Below are 24,533 nucleotides of genomic sequence, written 5' to 3'. Positions count from 1 at the left end.
GGGGCTTTCTGCATTCAAAACTTCAACAGGATCGTCAAAGCTGCGCCTGTCGTAGCGCCGATGGCACCGATGAATCCTGCAAGGACCATCATGGGGTACAGCGTCCGCTCCCTCGCAAGCTTTCCGGCTTCGGCGTTGAGCTTGGCGGTCTCGGCCATCAGCTTGCCTATATTGGCATGGATCTGCTCGAGTTCGACGGGTTCGAATTTGGGTGGGGTCTGCATGGAATATCCCTTTCGGGTCGAGGGTCTGGCAGATGCTTGACCCTCCGGTTACCTGTGGTACTAAGGCTGAATACAAAACAGCTGGCAAGCATTTGTTGGATCAATTACACCGTGCCGTCCAAGGTTCGTCAATCCGATTGATACACCTCGAATCAACTCTCTCGGGATTGCCGAAACAGGCAAAACGACACTTCTGGGTATTGTCCAGAACCAGCCGCTGCGGAGCGTATCCAGCACATTCATTAACCGCAGATAGCACTATGGCTCAGTGGCTGGGGACAAGCCAACCGTGAACCTGGTCAGTCCGCCAACCGCCAGCTAGTGACACCTTTGCTGTCTTCCAGGACCACACCCATGGCCGTCAACTCGTCGCGGATGCGGTCCGATTCGGCCCAGTCCTTGTTGGCGCGGGCCGCCAGGCGTGCGGCGATGAGGGTGTCCACCTGGGCCGCATCGACGCGACCGGCAGCGCCGGCCTGCAGGAACTCGTCGGAGTCCAGCTGCAATACGCCGAGCAATCCGCCCAATTCGCGCAGGCGGCCGGCCAAGCCAGCGGCAGCGTCGACATCGCTGTCGCGCAACCGGTTGATCTCGCGCACCAGGTCGAACAACACCGCACAGGCCTCCGGCGTACCGAAGTCATCGTTCATGGCATTGGCAAAACGCTCGACGAATGCCTCGCCACCCACTGCCGCGACTTTCGGCAGCCCCTTGAGCGCATGGTAGAAACGCTCCAGCGCACCCTTGGCTTCCTTGAGGCTGTCTTCGGAATAGTTGATCGAGCTGCGGTAGTGGCTCGACACCAGAAGATAGCGCACCACTTCAGGCTGATACTTCTCCAGCACATCGCGAATGGTGAAGAAGTTGTTCAACGACTTGGACATCTTCTCGCCGTTGATGCGGATCATCCCGCAATGCAGCCAGGCGTTGGCGTACGGCTTGCCGGTGGCCGCCTCGCTCTGGGCGATCTCGTTCTCGTGGTGCGGGAACTCCAGGTCGTTGCCGCCACCATGGATGTCGAAGGTGTCACCCAGGCAGCAGGTGGACATCACCGAGCACTCAATGTGCCAGCCCGGACGGCCAGGGCCCCAGGGTGATTCCCAGCTCGGCTCGCCGGGCTTGACGCCCTTCCACAGGACGAAATCGAGTGGATCCTGCTTGGCCTCTTCCACTTCGATGCGCGCACCGATGCGCAGATCTTCGATCTTCTTGCGCGACAGTTTGCCGTAGCCCTGGAACTTGCCGACCCGGTAGTACACGTCACCGTTGCCCGGCGCATAGGCATAACCCTTGTCGATCAGGGTCTGGATCATCGTCAGCATGCCCGGGATGTGGTCGGTGGCACGCGGCTCCTGGTCCGGCTTGAGGATGTTCAGGCGCGCCTCGTCCTCGTGCATCGCGTCGATCATGCGCGCGGTCAGGGCATCGAAGCTTTCGCCGTTGTCCCGCGCACGGTTGATGATCTTGTCGTCGATGTCGGTGATGTTGCGCACGTAGGTCAGCTCATAGCCGCTGTAGCGCAGCCAGCGCGTGACCAGGTCGAAGGCGACCATGCTGCGCCCATGGCCTAGGTGGCAGTAGTCGTACACGGTCATGCCGCACACGTACATGCGTACCTTGTTGCCGTCCAGCGGCGTGAAAACTTCTTTGCTCTTGCTCAGCGTGTTGTAGATGTTAAGCACAACGATTCCTCAACTTGGCCTGGCGAGGCTCAGCCCCACGAGTCACGCAGGGTGACGGTACGGTTGAACACCGGACGACCGGGTTGCGTGTCGGCCAGGTCGGCGCAGAAATAACCTTCGCGTTCGAACTGGAAACGATCTTCCGGCGCGGCGTTGGCCAGCGACGGTTCGGCGCGACAGCCGCGCAGCACCTGCAGGGAATCGGGGTTGATGTTGTCGAGGAACGTGGCGCCGTCTTCGGCTTTCTCCGGGTTGGCCGAGCGGAACAGGCGATCGTACAGGCGCACTTCGCACTCGACACTGGCGGCGGCCGGTACCCAGTGGATCACGCCCTTGACCTTACGGCCTTCAGGGTTCTTGCCCAGGGTGTCCGGGTCGTACGAGCAACGCAGCTCGACGACGTTGCCGTCGGCATCCTTGATCGCTTCGTCGGCACGAATCACGTAGCTGCCGCGCAGGCGCACTTCGCCGCCCGGTTCAAGGCGCTTGTAGCCCTTGGGCGGCTCTTCCATGAAGTCGTCGTGGTCGATGTACAGCTCGCGCTCGAAGGGCAAGACGCGCACGCCCATGTCTTCCTTGGGATGACGCGGCAATTCCAGCTGCTCGACCTGCCCTTCCGGGTAGTTGGTGATCACCACCTTGAGCGGACGCAGCACGCACATGGCGCGCGGTGCGGTGCGGTCGAGGTCGTCACGGATGCTGAATTCGAGCATCGACATGTCGACCACGCCGTCGGAACGGTTGGTGCCGATCATGTCGCAGAAGTTGCGGATCGACGCCGGGGTGTAGCCGCGACGGCGGAAACCGGAAAGCGTCGACATGCGCGGATCGTCCCAGCCGTGCACGTGCTGCTCGTCGACCAGTTGCTTGAGCTTGCGCTTGGAAGTGATGGTGTAGTTGAGGTTCAGGCGGCTGAACTCGTACTGGCGCGGGTGCGCCGGCACCGACAGGTGGTCCAGGAACCACTCGTACAGCGGCCGATGGCCTTCGAACTCCAGGGTGCAGATCGAGTGCGTGATGCCTTCGATGGCATCGGACTGACCGTGGGTGAAGTCGTAGTTGGGATAGATGCACCACGCATCGCCGGTCTGGTGGTGGTGGGCGTGGCGGATGCGATAGAGGATCGGGTCGCGCAGGTTCATGTTCGGCGAGGCCATGTCGATCCGCGCGCGCAGCACGCGTTCGCCGTCCTTGAACTCACCGGCCTTCATGCGGGCGAACAGGTCCAGGTTTTCCTCGACGCTGCGCTCGCGGAACGGGCTGTTGCGGCCCGGCTCGGTGAGGTTGCCGCGGTATTCGCGGGCCTGCTCGGGGGTCAGGTCGCAGACGTACGCATCGCCCTGCTTGATCAGCTCGACGGCCCAATCGTGCAACTGGTCGAAGTATTGCGAGGCGTAACGCTCTTCACCGGCCCACTCGAAGCCCAGCCACTTGATGTCGCGCTTGATGGCGTCGATGTATTCCTGGTCTTCCTTGGCGGGGTTGGTGTCGTCGAAACGCAGATTGCAGACACCGCCGAATTCCTGGGCCAGGCCGAAGTTGACGCAGATCGACTTGGCGTGGCCGATGTGCAGGTAGCCGTTGGGCTCGGGCGGAAAACGCGTGACGATCTGGCTGTGCTTGCCGGCGTCCAGGTCGGCCTGGACGATCGGGCGCAGGAAGTTGGTCGGCACGGCAGGGCCATTGCCTTTGGAGGTGGGAGCGTTGTCGGCGGTGGGCTTGCTCATTGGAATCCTTGAACGAACGAGGCGGCGGCAGCCAGGGTAGGCCGACCAAATCAAAGCGCTTATCATAGCCGAAGCGGTCAACCGGCTGACAGGCCAGCCCGGACAAACTATCGGGTAAATCCTGCACCGCGCGAAAAAACAGCCTTTGAATGCCGATCGTCGCCTGTAAACTGGGCGCCGTCGTTAACGAACGCTCCGCAGAGCATTCCCTACAGAACACGCTCCATAGACAGAGAGAGACCCATGTCCAAAGTCAAACTGACCACCAACCACGGCGACATCGTGCTGCAACTGAACGCCGAAAAGGCCCCGCTGACCGTGGCCAACTTCCTCGAGTACGTGCAGGCCGGCCACTACGAGAACACCGTGTTCCACCGCGTGATCGGTAACTTCATGATCCAGGGCGGCGGTTTCGAGCCAGGCATGAAAGAGAAGAAAGACAAGCGTCCGAGCATCCAGAACGAAGCCGACAACGGCCTGCCGAACAAGAAGTACTCGGTCGCCATGGCCCGCACCATGGAGCCGCATTCGGCGTCGGCGCAGTTCTTCATCAACGTGGGCGACAACAGCTTCCTCAACCACACCTCGAAAACCACCCAGGGCTGGGGCTACGCCGTGTTCGGTGAAGTGGTCGAAGGCCAGGACGTGGTCGACAAGATCAAGGGCGTGTCCACCACCTCCAAGGCAGGTCACCAAGACGTGCCGGCCGAAGACGTGATCATCGAGAAAGCCGAGATCGCTGAGTGATACTGCTGATCTCCGATCTGCACCTGCAGGAAGAACGCCCGGACATCACCCGGGCGTTTCTGGATTTCCTCGGCGGGCACGCGCGCTCGGCCGAGGCGCTGTACATCCTGGGCGACTTCTTCGAAGCCTGGATCGGCGACGACGCCATGACCCCTTTTCAATCGTCCATCTGCGCAGCGTTGCGTGCGCTCAGCGACGGTGGCACGAAGATCTTCCTGATGCACGGCAACCGTGATTTCCTGATCGGTTCCACGTTCTGCAAAAAAGCCGGCTGCACCCTGCTGGCCGATCCGAGCGTGGTACGCCTCAATGGCGAACCGGTGCTGTTGATGCACGGTGACAGCCTGTGCACCCTCGACGAAGGCTACATGCGCCTGCGTCGCGTGCTGCGCAATCCGCTGACGCTGTTCATCCTGCGTCACCTGCCGCTGGCCACCCGCCGCAAGCTTGCCCGCAAGCTGCGCAACGAGAGCCGGGCGCAGACGCGGATGAAGGCCAGCGACATCGTCGATGTGACGCCTGAAGAGGTGCTGCAGGTGATGCGCCAGCACGGTGTGTCTACCCTGATTCATGGGCACACTCACCGCCCGGCGGTGCACGCGCTGCAGGTTGGCGATCGACCGGCGCGGCGTATCGTGCTGGGGGACTGGGATGCGCAAGGCTGGGCACTGCAGGTGGATGAGCAGGGTTTCAAGCTGTCGCCGTTCGAGTTCCCGGCGCAGTCTGCCTGAGGCACCGCGCCGCCCTGTTCGCGGCCGATGACCGCTCCCACAGACAGTGAACTGCAGCGCCTTTGTGGGAGCGGTCAGCGGCCGCGAACTGGTAACGCTGTTCTCAATGCCCACCCCCGGCCGCCGGCCCTGCCTTGGCGGTGAACGGCGGCTTGGCCAGCCACACCAGCAGCACCAACCCGGCGAAGATCCACCCCATCAGGGTGAAGTAATCGACCGTGCTCAGCATGTAGGCCTGGCTGTTCACCATCTGCTCCATCCGTGCATACGCCTGGGGCGTATTGCCGCCCATCTGCTCCAGCGCATGGCGCGTGACCGGATCGTACGTGCTGATGCTCTCGGTCAGGTAGGCATGGTGTTGATCGGCCCGACGGATCCAGATCCAGGTCGTCAGCGACGCAGCGAAGCTGCCGCCCAGGGTGCGCAGGAATGTCGCCAGGCCCGACCCGTCGGCGATCTGCTGCGGGGGCAGGTCCGACAGCAGGATGCTCAAGGTGGGCATGAAAAACAGCGCCACCCCTGCCCCCATGAACATCTGCACCAGGGCCACATGCTGAAAATCCACCTGGCTGTTGAACCCGGCGCGCATGAAGCAGCTGGTGCCGATGGCCACGAACGCCAGGCCGGCCAGCAGGCGCAAATCGAACTTGTGCGCGTACTTACCCACAAAGGGCGACATCAATACCGGCAGGATCCCGATCGGCGCTACGGCCAGGCCCGCCCAGGTGGCGGTGTAGCCCATCTGCGTTTGCAGCCACTGCGGCAAGATCAGGTTGATACCGAAGAACCCCGCGTAGCCGAACACCAGCACCAGCGTACCGATGCGAAAGTTGCGGAACGCGAACAGCCGCAGGTTCACCACCGGATGCTCGTCGGTCAGTTCCCAGATGACGAACGCCGTCAGCGCCACCGCCGAGATGACCGAACCGATAACGATGAAACTCGACTCGAACCAGTCCAGGTCGTTGCCCTTGTCCAGCACCACCTGCAAGGCACCGACGCCGATGATCAAGGTGATCAGCCCGACATAGTCCATGGGCTGCCGGCTCAGGTGCACGGGCCGTTTGGCCATCTGCTGACGCACCACCGCACAGGCGAACAGGCCGATGGGAATGTTGATGAAGAAGATCCACGGCCAACTGTAGCTGTCGGTGATCCAGCCTCCCAGAATCGGCCCGGCGATCGGCGCCACCACCGTGACCATGGCCAGCAGCGCCAGGGCCATGCCGCGCTTGGCCGGCGGGTACACGGCAATCAACAAGGTCTGGGTCATCGGGTACAACGGCCCGGCAACCAATCCCTGCACCACGCGAAAACCGACCAGCTCGGGCATCGAGGTGGAAATACCGCACAGGAACGACGCCACCACGAACAGCATCGTGGCCCAGAGAAACAGCTTTACTTCGCCGAAGCGCCGGCTCAGCCAGCCGGTCAGCGGCAAGGCGATGGCGTTGCTCACCGCGAACGAGGTGATGACCCAGGTACCCTGCTCGGAACTGACCCCCAGGTTGCCGGAAATCGTCGGCAGGGCCACGTTGGCGATGGTGGTGTCGAGCACCTGCATGAAGGTCGCCAGCGACAGGCCGATGGTGCAGAGCAACAGGCTTGGCGGCGTGAACGAGGCTTTGGAATCCATGATCCACCCTTTGCAATGCGAGACCGAGCCGACCCGTAACGGGCCAGCTCGAGTAGATCAGCGGGTAGCCGTAGTGCCGGACGCTGCGCTGTTGTCGTGGATCAACTGGGCGATCATGGCGTCCGCCTCACCCAACTGCTTGTCGTAGACGTTGGTGGTGAAGGACGCCTGCTGCGGGGGCTGCTGGGCCAATACTGGCCCGCTCTGGTCATGCAGGTCGACATCCACCACCGTCGACAGGCCGATGCGCAGCGGATGCTCGCTCAACTGTTGCGGATTGATGTGTACCCGCACTGGCACCCGCTGGACGATCTTGATCCAGTTGCCCGTAGCGTTCTGTGCCGGCAATAAGGCAAACGCGCTGCCGGTGCCCGCGCCCAGGCTGTCGATGGTGCCGCTGTACTTCACTTCGTCGCCATACAGGTCACTGGTGATGTCCACCGGCTGGCCGATGCGCATGTGGCGCAGCTGGGTTTCCTTGAAATTAGCGTCGATCCACAGCTGGTTCAGCGGGATCACCGCCATGGTCGCCGTGCCCGGTTCGATACGCTGCCCCAACTGCACGGTGCGCTTGGCCACATAGCCGGTCACCGGCGCGATCAGGGTAGTGCGTGCATGGGCCAGGTACGCCTGACGCAACTGTGCGGCTGCGGCGCGCACGTCGGGATGGTTGGACACCTGGGTGGCATCGACCAGTGCGGTCGAGGTCGCTAATTGCTGCTGGGTATTGCTCAGGGCACTCTGCGCCGAGATCAGATCGTCGTGGGCGTGGGACAACTCTTCCTGAGAGATCGCCCCGTCGGACGCCAAGTTCTTGCGTCGGCCATAGTTGTCCTGGGCGCGTTGCACTTCCGCCTTGCGCGCAGCGACCTGGGCCTTCATGCCGTCGACGTTGCTGTACAGGCCGCGCACCTGGCGTACCGCCTTGGCCAGGTTGGCCTGGGCATTCTGCAGATCGATCTGCGAATCGTTCGGGTCGAACTGCACCAGGGGCTGGCCTTCGTGGACCAGATCGCCATCGTCGGCACCGATGCTGATCACCGTGCCGGTGGTCAACGGCGTGATTTCCACCACGTTGCCGTTCACGTAGGCGTCGTCGGTGCTCTCGTTCCAGCGCCCGTACAGGGTGTACCAGGCCCAGACGCCCAAACCACCCAGCACCACCAGGGCCAGCAGGATGAACAGCCAGAGTTTGCGCTTGCGCCGATTGGCCGGGGCCTTGTCTTCTGCAGCGGGTGCTGCAGGCGATTGCTGGGAAGCATTGGAGTCAGTGGCAGTGGCCATGGCAGTTCACCTGAAAGGGTTCGGTCGGTGTTGCGTCGAGCAGATCGGTTGAGCTGTTCACGTTGGCAAGCTCAGTCGGCTGCGGCGCCCAGCGCCAGCAACGGGTCTCCGGAAGCCTGCAGCAGTTTCTTGAGAATCCGTTCCAGCTCGACGATCTCGTCTCGGTCGAGCATGCCTACCAACTCGTTCATGGCGTTGGCGCCAATGACCGGCAGGCGCGCTGCCAGTGCCTGGCCTTCATCGGTCAGCACCAGCTGCACCTGGCGTCGGTCGGCAGCGCTGCGCTGGCGCGTGATCAATTGCTTGTGTTCCAGGCGATCGAGCATGCGCGTCATCGAGCCGCTGTCCAGCGACAGGTAGCGCGACATTTCCGCCGGGGTGTCGATGCCGAACCGCGCATTGATGATCAGCACCTTGAACTGCGCAGCCGTCACGCCGTAGGGCACCAGGTGCGCGTCCAGCAGCCGATCTTTCAACGCCGATCCGCGGCCCAGCAACAGACCCAGGTTGCAGGTATGGAAGTTCTCGGGAGTGTAGTGATTCATGGGCCGGAGCTGTCTACCTGTTGGCCAAATGCATGCCTGAGCATGTGCGTGAACGCACAATGCACATCGTCGAACCATAATGTTACTGCTTAGGCAGACAATGTCAAGGCAATGGTTAGCTTGCTAACGTTTAAGCCGATCGGTCGCTTTGATGGGAAAAATTCACCCCATCCCGATGCCCGCTGGCCAAAGCGGGCGACGCTTGGGGCATAATGCTGGCGGTTTTACCCGCAGTGGGGGCCTTCATCTACCTATACGGCCCTCGTTTTCGTCACCCCTCGCCCGCAGGGTTTTTACGCACATGATCAAATCTCTTCGTCCAATACTGCTCGCCGGCCTAATGCTGCCGCTGGCCCTTCCCCTTTGCGCTGCGCCCCTCAACACCACACTGCCGCCCAAGGTTCAACAGGCCATCAAGGCCAGCAAGCTGCAGAACGACGCCCTGTCGCTGGTCATGCTGCCGCTCAACGGCCCAGGCAGCCCGACGGTGTTCAACGCCGACGTGTCGGTCAACCCGGCCTCGACCATGAAGCTGGTCACCACCTACGCAGCCCTCGAACTGCTGGGCCCGACCTATCAGTGGAAGACCGAATTCTTTACCGACGGCACCCTGAGCAACGGTGTCCTCAACGGCAACCTCTACCTCAAGGGTGGCGGTGACCCCAAACTGAACATGGAAAAACTCTGGCTGCTGATGCGTGACCTGCGCGCCAATGGCGTGCGTCAGGTGACCGGCGACCTGGTGCTGGACCGCAGCCATTTCGTACAGCCGCAACTGCCGGCGTTTAACGATGACGGTGGCGATGAGAACGCGCCGTTCCTGGTACGTCCCGACTCCCTGCTGGTCAACCTCAAGGCTTTGCGCTTCGTCACCCGTAACGACACCGGCAAGGTGCTGGTATCGGTCGAACCACCGATCGCCACCATCCGTATCGACAACCAGGTCAAGGCCCTGCCGGGCAGCAAATGCACGGGCGATGTGCGCTACAACCCGATCACCCAGGCCGACGGCATGACGGTGGTGGTCAGCGGCCAGTTGGCCGAAGGTTGCAGCTCGCAGACCTACCTGTCTCTGCTCGATCACCAGAGCTATGCAGCCGGCGCCGTGCGGGCGATCTGGAACGAACTGGGCGGCAGCATCCAGGGCGGCGACCGTGTCGGCACCGTGCCCAAGACCGCGCGCGTGCTGGCGCGGGCCTTTTCGCCGGATCTGGTGGAAATCATTCGCGACATCAACAAGTACAGCAACAACACTATGGCCCAGCAGCTGTTCCTGAGCCTGGGCGAGCGCTATCGCAACGAGGCCGACGGCGACGACGCCAAGGCTGCGCAGCGCGTGATTCGTGGTTGGCTGGCTAAAAAAGGCATCACCGCATCGCACCTGGTGATGGAGAACGGTTCGGGATTGTCCCGTGACGAACGGGTGAGCGCGCGGGAGATGGCGACCTTGCTGCAGGCCGCCTGGAAAAGCCCATACGCCGCGGAATTCATGGCCTCGATGCCGATCGTCGGCATGGACGGCACCATGCGCAAACGCTTGAAACGCACGGCCCTGCAGGGTGAAGGCCACATCAAGACCGGCACCTTGAACACCGTGCGCGCCATTGCCGGCTACAGCCGCGACAGTAACGGCAACACCTGGGCGGTGGTCGCCATTCTCAACGATCCGCGCCCATGGGGCGCCTCGTCAGTGCTGGATCAAGCCCTGCTGGACCTGTACTCGCAGCCAAAAGCCGCGTCTACCTCGCCCAACATTCAGTAATTTACCTAAACCCTCTAGAACGGGGCGCGCTGCTTGCAGAGGCAGCGCCCCCCTCTCAGTGAATCACCGCGCCTGGATCTTCCAGGCCCGGTGAATCTTGCCGTTGCGGGCGAAGTCCTGATCCACCGTCTGCGCCGTGATTTCCTCCACTGCATAGCGCTCCGCCAGATTCGCATCCAGCTGGAACTTGCGGAAGTTGTTGGAGAAATACACCACGCCCCCCGCTGCCAGCCGCGCGACAGCCAAGTCGAGCAGCTCGACGTGATCGCGCTGCACGTCGAACACGCCTTCCATGCGCTTGGAGTTGGAGAAGGTCGGCGGATCGATGAAGATCAAGTCGTATTCATCGCGGCTGGCCTGCAGCCAGGCCATCACGTCGCCCTGCTCCAAGCGGTTCTTGTCCGAAAAACCGTTCAACGACAAGTTGCGCCGCGCCCAATCCAGGTAGGTCTTGGACAGGTCGACACTGGTCGTGCTGCGTGCCCCGCCCTTGGCCGCGTGGACGCTGGCCGTGGCGGTGTAGCAGAACAGGTTGAGGAAGCGCTTGCCGGCCGCCTCTTTCTGGATACGCAGGCGCATTGGCCGGTGATCGAGGAACAGGCCGGTGTCCAGGTAATCGGTCAGGTTGACCAGCAACTGCACACCCCCTTCCTGCACCTGGGTGAACTGGCCCTGGGCGCTCTGGCGCTCGTACTGGCGGGTGCCGCTCTGGCGCTCGCGGCGCTTGATGATGACCCGACTCTTGTCGATGTTCAGTGCCTGCGGAATGGCCGCCAGGGCATCGTACAGACGCGCCGAGGCCTTTTCCGGATCGATCGACTTGGGCGCGGCGTATTCCTGCACGTGCACCCAGTCGTGGTACAGATCGATGGCCATGGCGTACTCGGGCATGTCTGCGTCATACACCCGATAGCAATCGATGCCCTCGCGGCGTGCCCATTTGCCCAGCGTCTTGAGGTTCTTCTGCAAGCGGTTGGCGAACATCTGCCCGCCTTCGCTCAGCCGTGCCTGCTCGACCACTGGCGCGGGCGCCGGAACGGGCTTGACCGGGTTACCGTTCTTGTTGACCCGTGCATACGGATCGGCCACCGCGGCCGTGGTATCCACCTGCTCGGCCTGTTCGCGCGCCGCCTGGCGCTGTTCCGGGGTGCGCCGCTCGCCGGTGACGAACTGGTCGGGCAGCACCTTGATCAGCAACAGCTTGCAGGGCAAGGCGCCGTTCCAGAACGAATACTGCTTGTGGCTGCGAATGCCCATGCGCTTGCCCAGGTCGGGCGCGCCGGTAAACACCGCCGCTTCCCAGTTCAGGCAAGCCTGGCGCAGGCGTTCGCCCAGGTTCTGGTAGAGGTACAGCAAGCTGGCCTCGTCACCCAAGCGCTCGCCATAGGGTGGGTTGCAAATGACCAGGCCTTTCTGATGCTGATCGGGACGTGGCTCGAAGGTGGCCACCTCGCCCTGATAAACCTTGATCCAGTCGCTGAGCCCCGCTCGCTCGACGTTGTTGCGCGCAGGCTGGATCAACCGTGGGTCGGCCTCGTAGCCTCGAATCCACGACGGCGGCTTCGCCAGCCCGGCCTCGGCCCGCGCCAGCGCCTCATCGTGCAGCTTGCGCCACATGGCCGGGACGTGACCCAGCCAGGCGCTGAATCCCCAGCGGGTACGCTTGAGGTTGGGCGCGATGTCGGCGGCGATCATCGCCGCCTCCACCAGGAAGGTGCCTACACCACACATCGGGTCGGCCAGGGCGCCGCCCTCGGCAGCGATGCGTGGCCAACCCGCACGGATGAGAATGGCCGCGGCAAGGTTTTCCTTGAGCGGCGCGGCGCCCTGCTGCAAACGATATCCGCGCTGGTGCAGGCTGTGCCCGGACAGGTCAAGCGAGAGAATGGCCTCACCGCGATCCAGGCGCAGGTGCACGCGCAGGTCCGGATTGAGCTTGTCGACGCTGGGACGCTCGCCACTGGGCGTGCGCAGCTTGTCGACGATGGCATCCTTGACCTTCAGCGCACCGAAGTGGGTGTTGTCGATGCCCGAACCGTGCCCGCTGAATTCCACGGCCAGGGTCCCGTCGGGAAGCAGGTGGTCTTGCCACTCGACGTCCAGCACGCCGTGGTAGAGGTCTTCGGCATCTTTCATGGCGAAGCGCTTGAGCACCAGCAGCACGCGATTGCCCAGGCGCGACCACAGGCACAGCCGGTAGGCGGTTTCCATGTCAGCCATCCCGCGCACGGCGGAAGTGTGTTCGCGGGTTTCTTCCAGCCCCAGGGCGGTGGCTTCTTCGGCTAGCAAGCCTTCGAGGCCCTTGGGGCACGTGAGAAACAGTTCAAAACGGTCCGACATGGTATTTCCTGGCCCTTGCGGGCATCGATGAGACGGCAAGCGCATTGCCGTCTCGAGGTTCAACCAGGCGCTTTACGCAATAGAGCACCCGAACGACACCACCATGGTGTCAACCCACCCCACCCGTTGCGCTGGTCGGCACATGGATGAGGCAGAACGTGATTCTGCTGAAAAAGAGATCGCCTGGGCGACCCTTCGTCGATTTTATACGCCATCGAAATCAGGATGATTCGCAATGGCATATTGACCCCACCCAACGCTGCAAGCCCTGTCTGTGACGGATTTGCAGACATTCGAGGCTTGAAGCATCGGCTTACTTATCGCCCTTACCGCGAAATCGTTACGTGCTTATGACAAAACGATCATTCACATCACGCGGTTCAACGTTTAGAAATCACCTCAGGTCGTCGCTGCAATGGCGATGGCATCACTGCTCGCCACGCCGGCAGCGAGCGCGATACCGGCAGACCATCTGCCTGGCCTCACACGAGGCCGACGGGACATTACAGTCAATAGACAGAGGGCAACACCCTATGAGAAGACTTAAGCGTGATCCGTTGGAACGAGCATTTCTACGCGGATACCAGTATGGCATCCATGGCAAATCCCGCGAGCTTTGCCCTTTTACTCTACCGTCGGTACGCCAAGCCTGGATCAACGGCTGGCGCGAAGGACGCGGCGACAACTGGGACGGTATGACCGGCACTGCGGGAATCCATAGGCTCAACGAACTTCACGCCGTCGGCTGAAAACTTTCTTACAGGTTCACCATGCACGCCCAACCAGGGCGGCGGGCTAGCGCCCAGGGGCCTCTTGACGAGGCCCCTTTCGCGCCGGGATTCAGCGAGTTGCCTGCAGCGCCGCGATGGCATCCACCGATTCCCGGATCAACGCCGGCCCCTTGTAGATGAAACCCGAATAAATCTGCACCAGACTGGCACCGGCGGCGATCTTTTCAGCCGCATGCCCGCCTTCGGTGATACCCCCAGCCGCAATGATCGGCAACTTGCCATTGAGGGTTTGCGCCAGCACCTTGACGATGTGCGTGCTCTGTTCGCGCACCGGCGCCCCTGACAGCCCCCCAGCTTCGTCCCCATGCACGAGCCCCTCGACCCCTGCCCGGCCGAGCGTGGTGTTGGTAGCGATCACCGCATCCATCCCCGCATCGACCAGCGCCTGAGCCACCAGCGCGGTTTCTTCGTCACTCATGTCGGGGGCGATCTTGATCGCCAGGGGAACGTGACGACCGCTCTGGCCAGTCAACACCACCCGGCGTTCGGCCAGGGTGTCGAGCAGTTGCTTGAGCGAGTCGCCGAACTGCAGGCTGCGTAGGCCGGCGGTATTGGGCGAGCTGATGTTGACGGTGATGTAGCTGGCGTGATCGTAGACCTTGTTCAGGCAGATCAGGTAGTCATCCACGGCCTGCTCGACGGGGGTCGTCAGGTTCTTGCCAATGTTGATACCCAGTACACCGCGGTACTTCGCGGCTTTCACGCGCTCCACCAGGTTGTCGACGCCCAGGTTGTTGAAGCCCATGCGATTGATGATCGCAGTGGCCTGCGGCAGGCGAAACAGGCGGGGCTTGGGGTTGCCCGGCTGTGAACGTGGGGTCACGGTGCCAATTTCAACTGAACCGAAGCCCAACTGCGCAAAGCCATCGATGGCCGCACCGTTCTTGTCCAACCCTGCCGCCAGCCCAACCGGGTTGTCGAAATGCAGGCCCATCACCGTGACCGGCAAGCGTGCCGGTGGCTTGGCGAGCAGGCCATTGAGGCCCAGGCGGCCACCTGCGCCGATCAGGTCCAGGGACAGGTCGTGGGAGGTTTCTGCAGACAGTTTGAACAGCAGCTGGCGGGCCAGATTGTACATAGGCGGGCTTGGCTCGGAGGAAGCGATTGAGGGCTGCAATTGTGCCAGATTCGGGCTCGGTTAGGTATGGCACGCGTGCCCACCACCAAATCGCAGGCAAAGAAAAGCCCGGCCTGAGCCGGGCTTTTCGTTGAAGCGGTCGCTAATTACTTAGCTTGAGCTTCTACTTCAGCTTCTACGCGACGGTTTACAGCGCGGCCAGCGTCAGTGGCGTTGTCAGCCACTGGGCGGGTTTCGCCGTAGCCAACCGACTGAACGCGGTTGGATTCAACACCGTACTGACCGGTCAGCACTTGCTTGACAGCAGCAGCGCGACGCTCGGACAGCTTCTGGTTGTAAGCGTCAGGACCGACGGAGTCAGTGTGACCTTCAACAGTGGTGGTGGTCTGTGGGTACTGCTTCATGAAGTCAGCCAGGTTCTTGATGTCGCCATAGCTGTTGGTCTTCACGACCGACTTGTCGAAGTCGAACTTGACGTCCAGCTCAACGCGAACGGTTTCGGCAACGGCTGGGCAGCCATCAGCGTCAACGGTAACGTTGGCAGGGGTGTCAGGGCACTTGTCGACGTTGTCGCAGACGCCGTCGTTGTCGGAGTCAGCGCAAACTTCAGCTACTGGAGCTGGAGCAGCGACTGGAGCAGGCTTGGAGCCGCCACCGAAGTTCACACCAACGCCGACGGCAGGAGCCCACTCGGTGTCGCCCTTGTCGATGTTGTACAGAGCTTCAACGCCGGCACGGGCGTAGAAGTTCTCGGTGAAGTAGTACTTGGCGCCGCCGCCCAGTTTGGCGAGGGTGGAGTGGTCACGACCACCGCGATCCTGGCCAATGCTCTGGTGTGCGAAACCAGCGGAGACGTACGGACGCAGGCCAGCGCCTGGAGTACCGAAGTGGTAGAAAGCGTCCAGGGCAGCGTCGGAGCCCTTGATGTTCTTGCCAGCATCGCTACGGATGTTGTGGACTTCGTCGTAGGACAGAGCCAGTTCAACGTCGTCGGTCAGGAAGTAGCCAATCGAGCCACCGAACAGGTTGCCGTCGTTCTTGTAGTCACGGGCGCTGTCAGTCATGTACTTCTTGGCGAAGCCTTCCACCTCGACTGCGCCTTGGCCTTGTGCCAATACGCCGAACGAAGTCACGGCAACAAGAGAACCAATGGCAAGGCCCAAGGTGTTTTTCAGTTTCATCCGTTAAATCCCCATCTGGTGATTGTTAAGCGCCCCTAATCCAGGGGCAGCTCGACGACAAGTCTAGCAGACCTTGCCGATACGTTAGAGACCTTTGCGCCGAACTAAGTTTCGGACAGGTCTGCAAATTTATCGCGGAGCTTATCTAAGGCCCGCTTATACCGCATTTTGGTGGCGCTCAGGCCCATGTGCATGATGTCGGCGATCTCCTGGAACTCCAGCTCCGCGACGAATCGCAGCACCAGGATTTCCCGATCGATCGGATTCACGAACACCAGCCAACGGTCGAGACCACCGCGCTCCTCCTGCTTGGGCGCCTTCTCTTCGGATGCCTCCTCGAGCGGATCGAGACTCAAGGCATCCATCAAGCGGCGCTTACGCCTTTCCTTCCTGTACTGCGTGATGCATTCGTTATAGGTGATGCTGTAGAGCCACGTCTTGAATTTCGACTTACCCTCGAAATTCTTTAGCCCGTACAGCACCTTCAACATCACTTCCTGACAGACATCGTCAGCATCACGATCGTTCCCTAAATATCTTGCGCAAACGTTGAAAAGGGTTCGCTGGTAGCGACGCATCAGCTCTTCATACGCCCGCGTGACATGGAACAGCTCCTCGTGCGAACGCGCCACCAACTCCTCGTCAGAGAGCTCGCGGGGGTCGTAGCGCACGGGCAGCGTATGTACTTTATTCAAAACAGGTCGGCCCGAAGGTCAGTTCCCCGAAAGTCAGGTCATTGTCCGCCACGGCATGATCGCTCAGCCTTTTTGCGGCGGCATACATTAGCAAAACGTTGACCTATCGGCTACTCACCCGCTGTTCCAGCAGCTCCCGGTTGGACATCGAGACCAGCTCGCCGTCGTCGGTCAGCACCGTTGTCTTCACTGTACCGATCGCCTCGATCTGCCCCTCGACCTCGCCAATCTGCACCTGCTGGCCGACCTGGAACATTTCCCGTACGTAGATCCCGGCCATTATCTGACTGGCTATTTGTCGGCTACCCAGCCCCATCGCCAAGGCTGCGGCCAGACCAACGGTAATCAAGACGATGACGATGACGTGGTTCAACAGGTCGGTCTTGACCTCGAGCTGACTGATCGCCACCGAAATGCTGATGATGATCACCAGCCACTGTGCCACCCGTCCCAAGCCAGCTGCATAGTCGAGCCCGACTCCCTCGGCCGCGCCGCGCACCACGCCATTGACCAGCTGCGCCAGCAGTACGCCCACCAGCAGCACCAGGGCTGCGCCGAACACCTTCGGCAGGTACAGCGCCAGCATGTCCAATGTGGCCGATACCCGCTGCAAACCCAGTGACTCGGCAGCCGACACCAGGAAGATCAACAGCACGAACCAGTAAACGATCTTGCCGATCAGGGTGGAGATCGGCACCTTGAGGCCGCCCCTGCCCAGCAGCTTGGTCAGGCCCGTACCGGCCATCAGGCGGTCGAGGCCGAACTTGGCCAGCAATTTGGACAACAAGGTATCCAGCAGCTTGGCCACCAGGAAACCCAATATCACCACAACCAGCGCTCCGAAGAGGTTGGGGATGAAGTTGGCAACCTTGGTCCACAAGGCAGTCATCGCCGCTACCAGGCTTTGGGTCCAGGGATCCAGTTCCATTGATCAATCAGCCTTATCCGCAGCAGCGGCAGAGTTTTTACGACGCGACACCGGCGCGATATTCGCCGAACCACTGTTCACCGCAATCATGAACGCCTGCCCCCAGCGCCCCATCAGGCTGAAGAGGTCGCCCGCGCCGACTTGTCGGTTGGCGGTCTTGAGCACTCGCCCCAGCGCGGCGTGATCGTCACGACCTGGCGCCTGGGCATTGAGCATGTCTCGCAGGGATTCTTCGAACGGATCAGGCATGCACACCTCGCGAATTTCATTCAAAGACGAGACCGTTCAACAGTGAGTCACATTCACCGGTCAGTTACGGCCACCTCGAGCAGAGGTTAAATTCTGGCTCAGACCCAGCGCAAGCGTCGGAACAACAACCATTGCCCCAGCGCCACTGCCACCATCAAGCCGCAGGCCATGGTGAACCCATAGGGGTTGTCGGCACCGGGAATCCCGCCGACGTTGATGCCCAGCAGGCCAGTCAGAAAACTCATGGGCAGGAAGATCCCGGTAATCACCCCGAAGCGGTACATGGTGCGGTTCATGCGCTCGCTCTGGCGCCGGTCTTCGGCCTCGAGCACCAGCCCGACGCGCTCGCGCGCCAGTTCGAGCTCTTCCAGGTAGCGGGTCAGGCTGTTGTTCAGCTCGTTCCAGTAGTCGGCGTCATCGTCGACGAACCAGGGCACCTTGTTGCGCGCCAGCTGGCCATAGATATCACGTTGCGGCGCCAGGAATCGTCGCAGCCCTGCGGCACGACGTCGCAGCTGCAGAATGCTGCCATGCTCGGGCGTGTACCGCTCGTCGGCATCGAGCTTGTCTTCTTCCAGATCGACGGTTTCGGAGAGGCCTTCGACCAATGCCTGAACCTTTTCGGTCAGGTGCTGGGCCAGATAGAGAATCAGCTCGGACGCGGTCTTGGGGCCCTTGCACGCCGCAAACTGCTCGAGCAGGTCGTCGGTCGCGCGCAGCGGTCGCAGGCGCAGGGAAATGATGCGCTGGGCCTGGGCGAAGATGCGCACCGAGACCATGTCTTCCGGTTCGGCGCCGGGGTTGAGATTGACCCCGCGCAGGAACAGCAACAGTTCGTCGTCCGGCAGCGGCACGAGGCGCGGACGGGTGTTTTCCTCGAGCAGCAGGTCGCAGCTGAATTCGCTCAGTCCGCTGCTGCTGCGCAACCAGCTGCGGGTCTGGGGGTGGCTGCGGTCCCAGTGCAGCCACAGGCTCTGGTGAGGCTGCAGCTGCAATTCGTCGATTTCGGTCCGGGCAATCGAGCGCGCGCCGCCTTTGCCGTCCAGCACCAGGGCATGCACCAGCCCCCATTGCGCGTTTTCTTCCTCGAACATCGTATCCCCGCTACTGATGGAAAATCTTCATTCAGGCATGGTCAGCGCCTCTGGCGAGACGATGATGCCGTTGTTGTCGGCATACAGATAGTGGCCGGGCACGAACGTCACCCCGGCGAAGCTGACCTTCACGTCGAGGTCGCCCAGACCACGCTTGACGGTGGGCATCGGGTGGCTGGCCAGGGCCTGAACACCGACATCGGTTTGCGCCAGCATGTCTACGTCGCGCACGCAGCCATAGATGACGAGGCCTTCCCAGCCGTTCTCGGCGGCCTTCTGCGCGAGCATGTCGCCCAGCAGCGCCTTGCGCAGCGACCCGCCACCGTCGACCACCAGCACCTTGCCGGTGCCATCCAGGGTGACCTGTTCGCGGACCCGCGAGTTGTCTTCGAAGGTCTTGATGGTGACGATCTGGCCGCCGAAGGAATCACGGCCGCCGAAATTGCTGAACATCGGTTCGAGCACTTCGACGTCGGGGTAGGCGTCGCACAGGTCGGGGGTCAGATAGTGCATGGCATTGCTCCTGGGGCGGATGGCGGCTGCAAGAGCCAGAAGCCTGCGCCGTACGCGGCGCGGCCACCACAGCCTAGACCATGCTCAAGTTGCCGCCAACGGCGTCGTGCCAGGCAGCAGTGGTCGGTAGGGGTCGCTCAGCCAAGTGCCGACCAGCGGCCAGACCTCGGCCTGTGCCTGCGGGCTGACCAGCATGCGCACATGGTCGAAGTCGTCGCTGAAACCTTGGCTGCGGCCCAGATCGACGAACTGATTGTGGCTGCCGGCAAACTGCTCGAAGAGATCCCGGCAGGCCCAACTCGGATCCTGCTGGTCACCTGCCGCGGCCACGGCCAGGATCGGCAGCTTCACCTCGTGCAGCCCTTCCCACCAGTCACGTTGGCTGTCGCCGAAGCGGCCGAACAGGCCTTTCCAGCGCAGCCATTCCAGGCCGACGCCTACGGGTTCGTCTTCAGGGCCGCGCTTGAGCCGGGCGCCGGAAATGTGCGGGTAGCGCTTGAGCAAACGACGCGCAGCCCAGTTCAGCGGCGGGATTCGCAATTGCCAGTGACGACGGCTGACCTGCGCGCCGAACAGGGCCGCCGAGGCAGCCAGATCGCCTTGCAGATAGCCGCCGCCCAGGGCCGCCGCCAAGGTGATGCCGCCGAGCGAATGCCCGACCCAGTGCGGCGTCTGGGCGCTGACCTCGGCGACGAACGCACCGATCACCGGCAGATCGTACCGGGCATAGTCGGCCACGGTGTTGCTGACGTAATGCTGGTTGCGCGGCGATAGGCCGTGCCCGCGCATTTCGGCGATCCACACGTCGAAGCCACGGCGTGCCAGCCAGGGCCCCAAGCCGATACCCTTGGGCGAGTACCAGAAGCGCCGGTTGGAAAAACTGCCATGCAAAAGAATCACCGGTACCCCGCGAGCGCCTGGTTGATCGGCCAGGCCCAAGCGCGTCAATGCCAGCTCGACGCTGGGGTCGGGACTGTTGGCGGCCTTGATGCGGTAGATGTCTTCACTGAGGTCGCCGCGACGCTCGGCACTCAGCAGCGCGACGGGAAAGAGGGTACTGCTGCTTTGCATAGGGCTCTTGCATCTGAATGAATGGAACCGTAGCAGCGGCGCAAGCCGCGTAGCTTTTGATCTTGCTTTTCAAAGGCAAATCAAAAGCTACGCGGCTTGCGCCGCTGCTACGGGGGACCGGTGGCTGTGAAGGATGACGCAGCGCTTAGATCACACTCTCCTTTTCAGCCAGGAAGAACCAGGTTTCCAGGACCGAGTCGGGGTTGAGCGACACGCTCTCGATGCCCTGCTCCATCAGCCACTTGGCCAGGTCGGGATGGTCGGACGGGCCCTGGCCACAGATACCGATGTACTTGCCGGCCTTGTTGCATGCCTGGATGGCGTTGGCCAGAAGCTTCTTCACTGCCGGGTTACGCTCGTCGAACAGGTGGGCGATGATCCCCGAGTCGCGGTCCAGGCCCAGGGTCAACTGGGTCAGGTCGTTGGAGCCGATCGAGAAGCCGTCGAAGAACTCGAGGAATTCGTCGGCCAGGATGGCGTTGGACGGCAACTCGCACATCATGATGATACGCAGGCCGTTTTCGCCGCGGGCCAGGCCGTTCTCGGCGAGCAGGTCGATCACCTGCGACGCTTCGCCCAAGGTGCGCACGAACGGCACCATGATCTCGACGTTGGTCAGGCCCATGTCGTTGCGTACCCGCTTCATTGCCCGGCATTCGAGCTCGAAGCAGTCGCGGAACGACTCGCTGATGTAGCGCGATGCCCCGCGGAAGCCCAGCATTGGGTTTTCTTCCTCGGGTTCGTAGAGCTTGCCGCCGATCAGGTTGGCGTATTCGTTGGACTTGAAGTCGGACAGGCGCACGATGACCTTCTTCGGCCAGAAGGCCGCCGCCAGGGTGCTGATGCCCTCGACCAGCTTGTCGACGTAGAAATTCACCGGGTCGCTGTAGCCGGCCACGCGCTTGTCGACGCTGTCCTTGATGTCCGGCGTCAGGGTGTCGTAGTTGAGCAGCGCCTTGGGGTGCACGCCGATCATGCGGTTGATGATGAATTCGAGGCGCGCCAGGCCGACGCCGGCGTTGGGCAACTGGGCGAAATCGAAGGCGCGATCCGGGTTGCCGACGTTCATCATGATCTTGAACGGCAGCTCGGGCATGGCATCGACCGAATTCTGCTTGATGTCGAAGCCCAGTTCGCCTTCGAAGATGAAGCCGGTGTCGCCCTCGGCGCAGGAAACGGTCACGCCCTGCCCGTCCTTGAGTAACTGGGTGGCGTTGCCGCAGCCCACCACCGCAGGAATGCCCAGTTCACGGGCGATGATCGCCGCGTGGCAGGTGCGCCCGCCGCGGTTGGTGACGATGGCGCTGGCGCGCTTCATGACCGGTTCCCAGTCCGGGTCGGTCATGTCGGAAACCAGCACGTCGCCGGCCTGGACCTTATCCATTTCGGAAACGTCGTGAATGATGCGCACCTTGCCGGCGCCGATGCGCTGGCCGATGGCCCGGCCTTCGACCAGCACGGTGCCCTTTTCCTTGAGCAGGTAGCGTTCCATGACGTTGGCACTGGAGCGGCTCTTGACCGTCTCGGGCCGTGCCTGAACGATGTACAACTGGCCGTCGTCGCCGTCCTGGGCCCATTCGATGTCCATGGGGCGGCCGTAGTGCTTCTCGATGATCATGGCCTGCTTGGCCAGCTCGCTGACCTGTGCATCGGTCAGGCAGAAGCGTGCACGTTCGGCCTTGTCGACATCCACCACCTTGACCGAACGACCGGCGCGGGCTTCGTCGCCGTAGACCATCTTGATCGCCTTGCTGCCCAGGTTGCGCCGCAGGATCGCCGGACGCCCGGCTTCCAGGGTGTTCTTGTGGACATAGAACTCGTCGGGGTTGACCGCGCCCTGCACCACGGTTTCGCCCAGGCCATAGGCGCCGGTGATGAACACCACGTCGCGAAACCCGGACTCGGTGTCCAAGGTGAACATCACCCCTGCGGTACCGGTTTCCGAGCGCACCATGCGCTGCACGCCGGCCGACAGGGCGACCAGCTTGTGGTCGAAGCCCTGGTGCACGCGGTAGGCAATGGCACGGTCGTTGAACAGCGAGGCGAAGACTTCCTTGGCCGCACGAATGACGTTCTCGACGCCACGGATATTGAGGAAGGTTTCCTGCTGACCGGCAAAGGAAGCATCGGGCAGGTCTTCGGCGGTGGCCGACGAGCGCACGGCCACGGCAATGTCCGGGTTGCCTTTGGAAAGTTCGGCGAAGGCGATGCGGATCTCTTCGTTGAGACGCTCGGGGAACTCGGCCTCCATGACCCACTGGCGGATCTGCGCGCCGGTGCGGGCCAGGGCGTTGACGTCGTCCACGTCCAAGGCGTCGAGGGCGGCGTGGATCTGCTCGTTGAGGCCACTGAGCTCGAGGAAATCGCGATAGGCCTGGGCAGTGGTGGCAAAGCCGCCGGGGACCGACACGCCGGCACCGGCCAGGTTGCTGATCATCTCGCCCAGGGACGCGTTCTTGCCCCCCACGTGTTCCACATCATTATTACCAAGCTTATCGAGGGAAACTACGTACTCTACCAAGGTGATCTCTCCACTGACTGGGTTGGAAAAGCTCGGGTGCCCGGCGCGAATGAACGCACACGGGGGCTGTGGCCGCAGCCCGGGAAATGAACGAGAATGCCTGGCAATGTTGGCCATCAATCGGGCCTATCATATCCAAGAATCGTCAGTTGCTTAAGGGCCGGGGCGCACAATGAAACGATCTGCATTCTTCATCTCCGACGGTACCGGCATTACCGCCGAAACGCTGGGGCAAAGTCTACTGGCGCAGTTCGAAAACATTACCTTCAGCAAGTTCACGCGGCCCTATATCGACAGCGTGGACAAGGCTCGGGCCATGGTACAGCAAATCAATAACTGCGCTGACAAGGACGGCGTGCGACCGATCATCTTCGACACCATCGTCAATCAGGACATCCGCGAGATCCTGGCCACGTCCAACGGCTTCATGATCGATATCTTTTCGACCTTTCTTGCCCCGCTGGAAATGGAACTCAGCGCGCATTCCTCGTATTCGGTCGGCAAGTCACACTCCATTGCCCACAACGCCAACTACATGGAACGCATCGAAGCGGTCAACTTTGCCCTGGACAACGACGACGGTGCACGAACCCACTACTACGACAAGGCCGACCTGATACTGGTAGGCGTTTCGCGCTGCGGCAAAACCCCGACCTGCCTGTACATGGCCATGCAGTTCGGCATCCGTGCCGCCAACTACCCGCTGACCGAGGACGACATGGAGCGCCTGCAGTTGCCACCTGCGCTCAGGGCCCATCAGCACAAGCTGTTCGGCCTGACCATCGACCCCGACCGGTTGACTGCGATCCGTCACGAACGCAAGCCCAACAGCCGCTACGCCAGCTTCGCCCAGTGCGAGTTCGAGGTGCGCGAGGTGGAAGGGCTGTTTCGCCGCGAGAACATTCCCAATATCGACTCGACGCATTTTTCCGTGGAAGAAATTTCCGCCAAGATCCTCGTCGAAAAAGGCGTGGAACGGCGTTTCAAATAGCTATCGCCAGGCTTGCCACGCGAGCGCGTGGCGAACTTCTGGATCGCTTCGCACTCCAAGGCCTCGCCTGGTAGTGCCTGCGCTGGCGGCACGAAAGCATCGTGCCCGAAAAGCACCGTGCTAGAATGCGGCGCTTCCTTCCTGCCAGCCGCGATGCGTTTTCGCGGCGCCCGATTCGGTATTCATAATTTCAATTCATGACTCTCAAGCCCCTCTCCCGCCTGCTTAGCCTCCTGTTCATTCCGGGCCTGAGCCTGGCCGCCGAAAAGACCACCTACGGCTTGAACGAATACGCGCAGCTGACCGACATCAACTTGCAGGTGCCGGCCAAGCTCGACACCGGCGCCCTGACCGCCTCGCTCAGTGCCCGCGACATCAAGCGCTTCAAGCGCAACGGCGAACGCTGGGTACGCTTCTATCTGGCCATCGACAATGCCCATTCCCATCCCATCGAACGGCCACTGGTGCGGGTCAGCTCCATCAAGCGCCGGGCCGATGACTGCGAATGCAGTGACCGGGAACGCAAGACCCACACCCAGCGGCCGGTGATCGAACTGGACGTGTGCATGGGCAATACCCAACGGCGCATCGAGGTCAACCTCACCGACCGTACCGCATTTGACTACCCGCTCCTGATCGGCTCCGACGCGCTCACCCGCTTCGATGCGCTGGTCGACCCCAGCCGCAAACACGCTGCCGGCAAACCCGCCTGCGCCACTGTCGCCACAATCGCAGAGTAATTT

The 24,533-nt window shown here is 62.0% G+C and carries 22 protein-coding genes; 6 read left to right on the top strand and 16 right to left on the bottom strand.

From position 1 onward, the window contains the following. Positions 1-14: 14 nt before the first annotated feature. From LT40_RS01990 to LT40_RS01980, 3 genes are all read right to left on the bottom strand, one after another. Positions 15-224 (bottom strand): hypothetical protein, encoded by a 210-nt coding sequence (locus LT40_RS01990; protein WP_043185825.1) that lies wholly within the window; start codon positions 222-224, stop codon positions 15-17. A 299-nt stretch (positions 225-523) separates the two neighbouring features. Then, positions 524-1,906 carry a cysteine--tRNA ligase gene (cysS, locus tag LT40_RS01985; protein WP_043185823.1) on the bottom strand — a complete coding sequence of 461 codons (1,383 nt, stop codon included), beginning with the start codon at positions 1,904-1,906 and terminating at the stop codon, positions 524-526. A gap of 29 nt (positions 1,907-1,935) precedes the next feature. Beyond that, positions 1,936-3,633 carry a glutamine--tRNA ligase/YqeY domain fusion protein gene (locus tag LT40_RS01980; protein WP_043185821.1) on the bottom strand — a complete coding sequence of 566 codons (1,698 nt, stop codon included), beginning with the start codon at positions 3,631-3,633 and terminating at the stop codon, positions 1,936-1,938. Positions 3,634-3,876: 243 nt separating this feature from the next. Here LT40_RS01980 and LT40_RS01975 point away from each other — a divergent pair, with 243 nt between their 5' ends. Beyond that, on the top strand, positions 3,877-4,380 hold the full coding sequence (locus LT40_RS01975) for a peptidylprolyl isomerase (RefSeq protein WP_043185817.1): 504 nt from the start codon (positions 3,877-3,879) through the stop codon (positions 4,378-4,380). Continuing rightward, positions 4,377-5,111 carry a UDP-2,3-diacylglucosamine diphosphatase gene (gene lpxH / locus LT40_RS01970; protein ID WP_043185814.1) on the top strand — a complete coding sequence of 245 codons (735 nt, stop codon included), beginning with the start codon at positions 4,377-4,379 and terminating at the stop codon, positions 5,109-5,111. The genes LT40_RS01975 and lpxH overlap by 4 nt, the downstream gene beginning before the upstream one ends. Before the next feature lie 103 nt (positions 5,112-5,214). Here the strand turns inward: lpxH and LT40_RS01965 are convergent, their stop codons facing one another. The 3 genes from LT40_RS01965 to LT40_RS01955 form a co-directional block, all read right to left on the bottom strand. Next, on the bottom strand, positions 5,215-6,747 hold the full coding sequence (locus LT40_RS01965; protein ID WP_043185811.1) for a DHA2 family efflux MFS transporter permease subunit: 1,533 nt from the start codon (positions 6,745-6,747) through the stop codon (positions 5,215-5,217). Between the two features lie 57 nt (positions 6,748-6,804). After that, entirely contained in the window at positions 6,805-8,031 is a 1,227-nt protein-coding gene (locus LT40_RS01960; RefSeq protein ID WP_043185807.1) for an HlyD/EmrA/EmrK family protein, read from the bottom strand. A 71-nt stretch (positions 8,032-8,102) separates the two neighbouring features. Then, positions 8,103-8,576: a MarR family winged helix-turn-helix transcriptional regulator gene (locus tag LT40_RS01955; RefSeq protein WP_043185804.1), complete on the bottom strand. Its 474-nt coding sequence runs from the start codon at positions 8,574-8,576 to the stop codon at positions 8,103-8,105. A 301-nt stretch (positions 8,577-8,877) separates the two neighbouring features. On the opposite strand from LT40_RS01955, the gene dacB reads away from it, so the two are divergent. After that, positions 8,878-10,338: a D-alanyl-D-alanine carboxypeptidase/D-alanyl-D-alanine endopeptidase gene (gene dacB / locus LT40_RS01950; RefSeq protein ID WP_043185797.1), complete on the top strand. Its 1,461-nt coding sequence runs from the start codon at positions 8,878-8,880 to the stop codon at positions 10,336-10,338. A 63-nt stretch (positions 10,339-10,401) separates the two neighbouring features. Here the strand turns inward: dacB and rlmKL are convergent, their stop codons facing one another. Continuing rightward, entirely contained in the window at positions 10,402-12,678 is a 2,277-nt protein-coding gene (rlmKL, locus tag LT40_RS01945) for a bifunctional 23S rRNA (guanine(2069)-N(7))-methyltransferase RlmK/23S rRNA (guanine(2445)-N(2))-methyltransferase RlmL (protein WP_043185795.1), read from the bottom strand. Positions 12,679-13,211: 533 nt separating this feature from the next. Between rlmKL and rmf the strand changes: the two genes are divergently transcribed. Then, positions 13,212-13,427, top strand: a complete 216-nt coding sequence (gene rmf, locus LT40_RS21050; RefSeq protein WP_008368461.1) for a ribosome modulation factor — start codon at positions 13,212-13,214, stop codon at positions 13,425-13,427. A 91-nt stretch (positions 13,428-13,518) separates the two neighbouring features. Here the strand turns inward: rmf and LT40_RS01940 are convergent, their stop codons facing one another. The 9 genes from LT40_RS01940 to ppsA all read right to left on the bottom strand — a co-directional run bounded on the left by LT40_RS01940 (position 13,519) and on the right by ppsA (position 22,799). Next, positions 13,519-14,547, bottom strand: coding sequence for a quinone-dependent dihydroorotate dehydrogenase (locus LT40_RS01940; RefSeq protein ID WP_043185790.1), 1,029 nt, complete (start codon positions 14,545-14,547; stop codon positions 13,519-13,521). Positions 14,548-14,693: 146 nt separating this feature from the next. Then, a complete protein-coding gene (locus tag LT40_RS01935; protein WP_043185785.1) occupies positions 14,694-15,728 on the bottom strand; it encodes an OmpA family protein in 1,035 nt (344 codons plus the stop codon). A gap of 104 nt (positions 15,729-15,832) precedes the next feature. Continuing rightward, the gene (sigX, locus tag LT40_RS01930) at positions 15,833-16,423 is read right to left on the bottom strand and encodes an RNA polymerase sigma factor SigX (RefSeq protein ID WP_084139702.1); all 591 of its coding nucleotides are present in this window, start codon (positions 16,421-16,423) and stop codon (positions 15,833-15,835) included. A 103-nt stretch (positions 16,424-16,526) separates the two neighbouring features. Continuing rightward, positions 16,527-17,351, bottom strand: a complete 825-nt coding sequence (locus LT40_RS01925; protein WP_043185781.1) for a mechanosensitive ion channel family protein — start codon at positions 17,349-17,351, stop codon at positions 16,527-16,529. 3 nt (positions 17,352-17,354) lie between these two features. Further along, the gene (locus LT40_RS01920; protein WP_043185778.1) at positions 17,355-17,600 is read right to left on the bottom strand and encodes a hypothetical protein; all 246 of its coding nucleotides are present in this window, start codon (positions 17,598-17,600) and stop codon (positions 17,355-17,357) included. 98 nt (positions 17,601-17,698) lie between these two features. Continuing rightward, the gene (locus tag LT40_RS01915) at positions 17,699-18,694 is read right to left on the bottom strand and encodes a zinc transporter ZntB (protein ID WP_043185775.1); all 996 of its coding nucleotides are present in this window, start codon (positions 18,692-18,694) and stop codon (positions 17,699-17,701) included. A 27-nt stretch (positions 18,695-18,721) separates the two neighbouring features. Next, positions 18,722-19,207, bottom strand: coding sequence for a ribonuclease E activity regulator RraA (gene rraA, locus LT40_RS01910; protein WP_043185772.1), 486 nt, complete (start codon positions 19,205-19,207; stop codon positions 18,722-18,724). An 84-nt stretch (positions 19,208-19,291) separates the two neighbouring features. Next, positions 19,292-20,278 carry an alpha/beta fold hydrolase gene (locus LT40_RS01905; RefSeq protein WP_043185767.1) on the bottom strand — a complete coding sequence of 329 codons (987 nt, stop codon included), beginning with the start codon at positions 20,276-20,278 and terminating at the stop codon, positions 19,292-19,294. 145 nt (positions 20,279-20,423) lie between these two features. Next, positions 20,424-22,799, bottom strand: a complete 2,376-nt coding sequence (gene ppsA, locus LT40_RS01900) for a phosphoenolpyruvate synthase (RefSeq protein WP_043185764.1) — start codon at positions 22,797-22,799, stop codon at positions 20,424-20,426. A 172-nt stretch (positions 22,800-22,971) separates the two neighbouring features. Between ppsA and ppsR the strand changes: the two genes are divergently transcribed. Then, positions 22,972-23,790, top strand: a complete 819-nt coding sequence (ppsR, locus tag LT40_RS01895; RefSeq protein ID WP_043185761.1) for a posphoenolpyruvate synthetase regulatory kinase/phosphorylase PpsR — start codon at positions 22,972-22,974, stop codon at positions 23,788-23,790. Positions 23,791-23,987: 197 nt separating this feature from the next. After that, positions 23,988-24,530 carry a retropepsin-like aspartic peptidase RloA gene (gene rloA / locus LT40_RS01890; protein ID WP_043185757.1) on the top strand — a complete coding sequence of 181 codons (543 nt, stop codon included), beginning with the start codon at positions 23,988-23,990 and terminating at the stop codon, positions 24,528-24,530. The last annotated feature ends 3 nt before the right edge of the window (positions 24,531-24,533 follow it).

It is taken from the genome of Pseudomonas rhizosphaerae, from assembly GCF_000761155.1.
Lineage (GTDB): Bacteria > Pseudomonadota > Gammaproteobacteria > Pseudomonadales > Pseudomonadaceae > Aquipseudomonas > Aquipseudomonas rhizosphaerae.
This window is presented reverse-complemented; position numbering and strand designations above follow the sequence as displayed.

Bases quoted from the DNA above. Each gene is read 5' to 3' on its own strand.
- LT40_RS01990 (WP_043185825.1), bottom strand. From the start codon at position 224: ATGCAGACCCCACCCAAATTCGAACCCGTCGAACTCGAGCAGATCCAT.
- LT40_RS01980 (WP_043185821.1), bottom strand. From the start codon at position 3,633: ATGAGCAAGCCCACCGCCGACAACGCTCCCACCTCCAAAGGCAATGGC.
- LT40_RS01975 (WP_043185817.1), top strand. From the start codon at position 3,877: ATGTCCAAAGTCAAACTGACCACCAACCACGGCGACATCGTGCTGCAA.
- LT40_RS01965 (WP_043185811.1), bottom strand. From the start codon at position 6,747: ATGGATTCCAAAGCCTCGTTCACGCCGCCAAGCCTGTTGCTCTGCACC.
- LT40_RS01960 (WP_043185807.1), bottom strand. From the start codon at position 8,031: ATGGCCACTGCCACTGACTCCAATGCTTCCCAGCAATCGCCTGCAGCA.
- LT40_RS01955 (WP_043185804.1), bottom strand. From the start codon at position 8,576: ATGAATCACTACACTCCCGAGAACTTCCATACCTGCAACCTGGGTCTG.
- dacB (WP_043185797.1), top strand. From the start codon at position 8,878: ATGATCAAATCTCTTCGTCCAATACTGCTCGCCGGCCTAATGCTGCCG.
- rlmKL (WP_043185795.1), bottom strand. From the start codon at position 12,678: ATGTCGGACCGTTTTGAACTGTTTCTCACGTGCCCCAAGGGCCTCGAA.
- rmf (WP_008368461.1), top strand. From the start codon at position 13,212: ATGAGAAGACTTAAGCGTGATCCGTTGGAACGAGCATTTCTACGCGGA.
- LT40_RS01940 (WP_043185790.1), bottom strand. From the start codon at position 14,547: ATGTACAATCTGGCCCGCCAGCTGCTGTTCAAACTGTCTGCAGAAACC.
- LT40_RS01935 (WP_043185785.1), bottom strand. From the start codon at position 15,728: ATGAAACTGAAAAACACCTTGGGCCTTGCCATTGGTTCTCTTGTTGCC.
- LT40_RS01925 (WP_043185781.1), bottom strand. From the start codon at position 17,351: ATGGAACTGGATCCCTGGACCCAAAGCCTGGTAGCGGCGATGACTGCC.
- LT40_RS01920 (WP_043185778.1), bottom strand. From the start codon at position 17,600: ATGCCTGATCCGTTCGAAGAATCCCTGCGAGACATGCTCAATGCCCAG.
- LT40_RS01915 (WP_043185775.1), bottom strand. From the start codon at position 18,694: ATGTTCGAGGAAGAAAACGCGCAATGGGGGCTGGTGCATGCCCTGGTG.
- rraA (WP_043185772.1), bottom strand. From the start codon at position 19,207: ATGCACTATCTGACCCCCGACCTGTGCGACGCCTACCCCGACGTCGAA.
- LT40_RS01905 (WP_043185767.1), bottom strand. From the start codon at position 20,278: ATGCAAAGCAGCAGTACCCTCTTTCCCGTCGCGCTGCTGAGTGCCGAG.
- ppsR (WP_043185761.1), top strand. From the start codon at position 22,972: ATGAAACGATCTGCATTCTTCATCTCCGACGGTACCGGCATTACCGCC.
- rloA (WP_043185757.1), top strand. From the start codon at position 23,988: ATGACTCTCAAGCCCCTCTCCCGCCTGCTTAGCCTCCTGTTCATTCCG.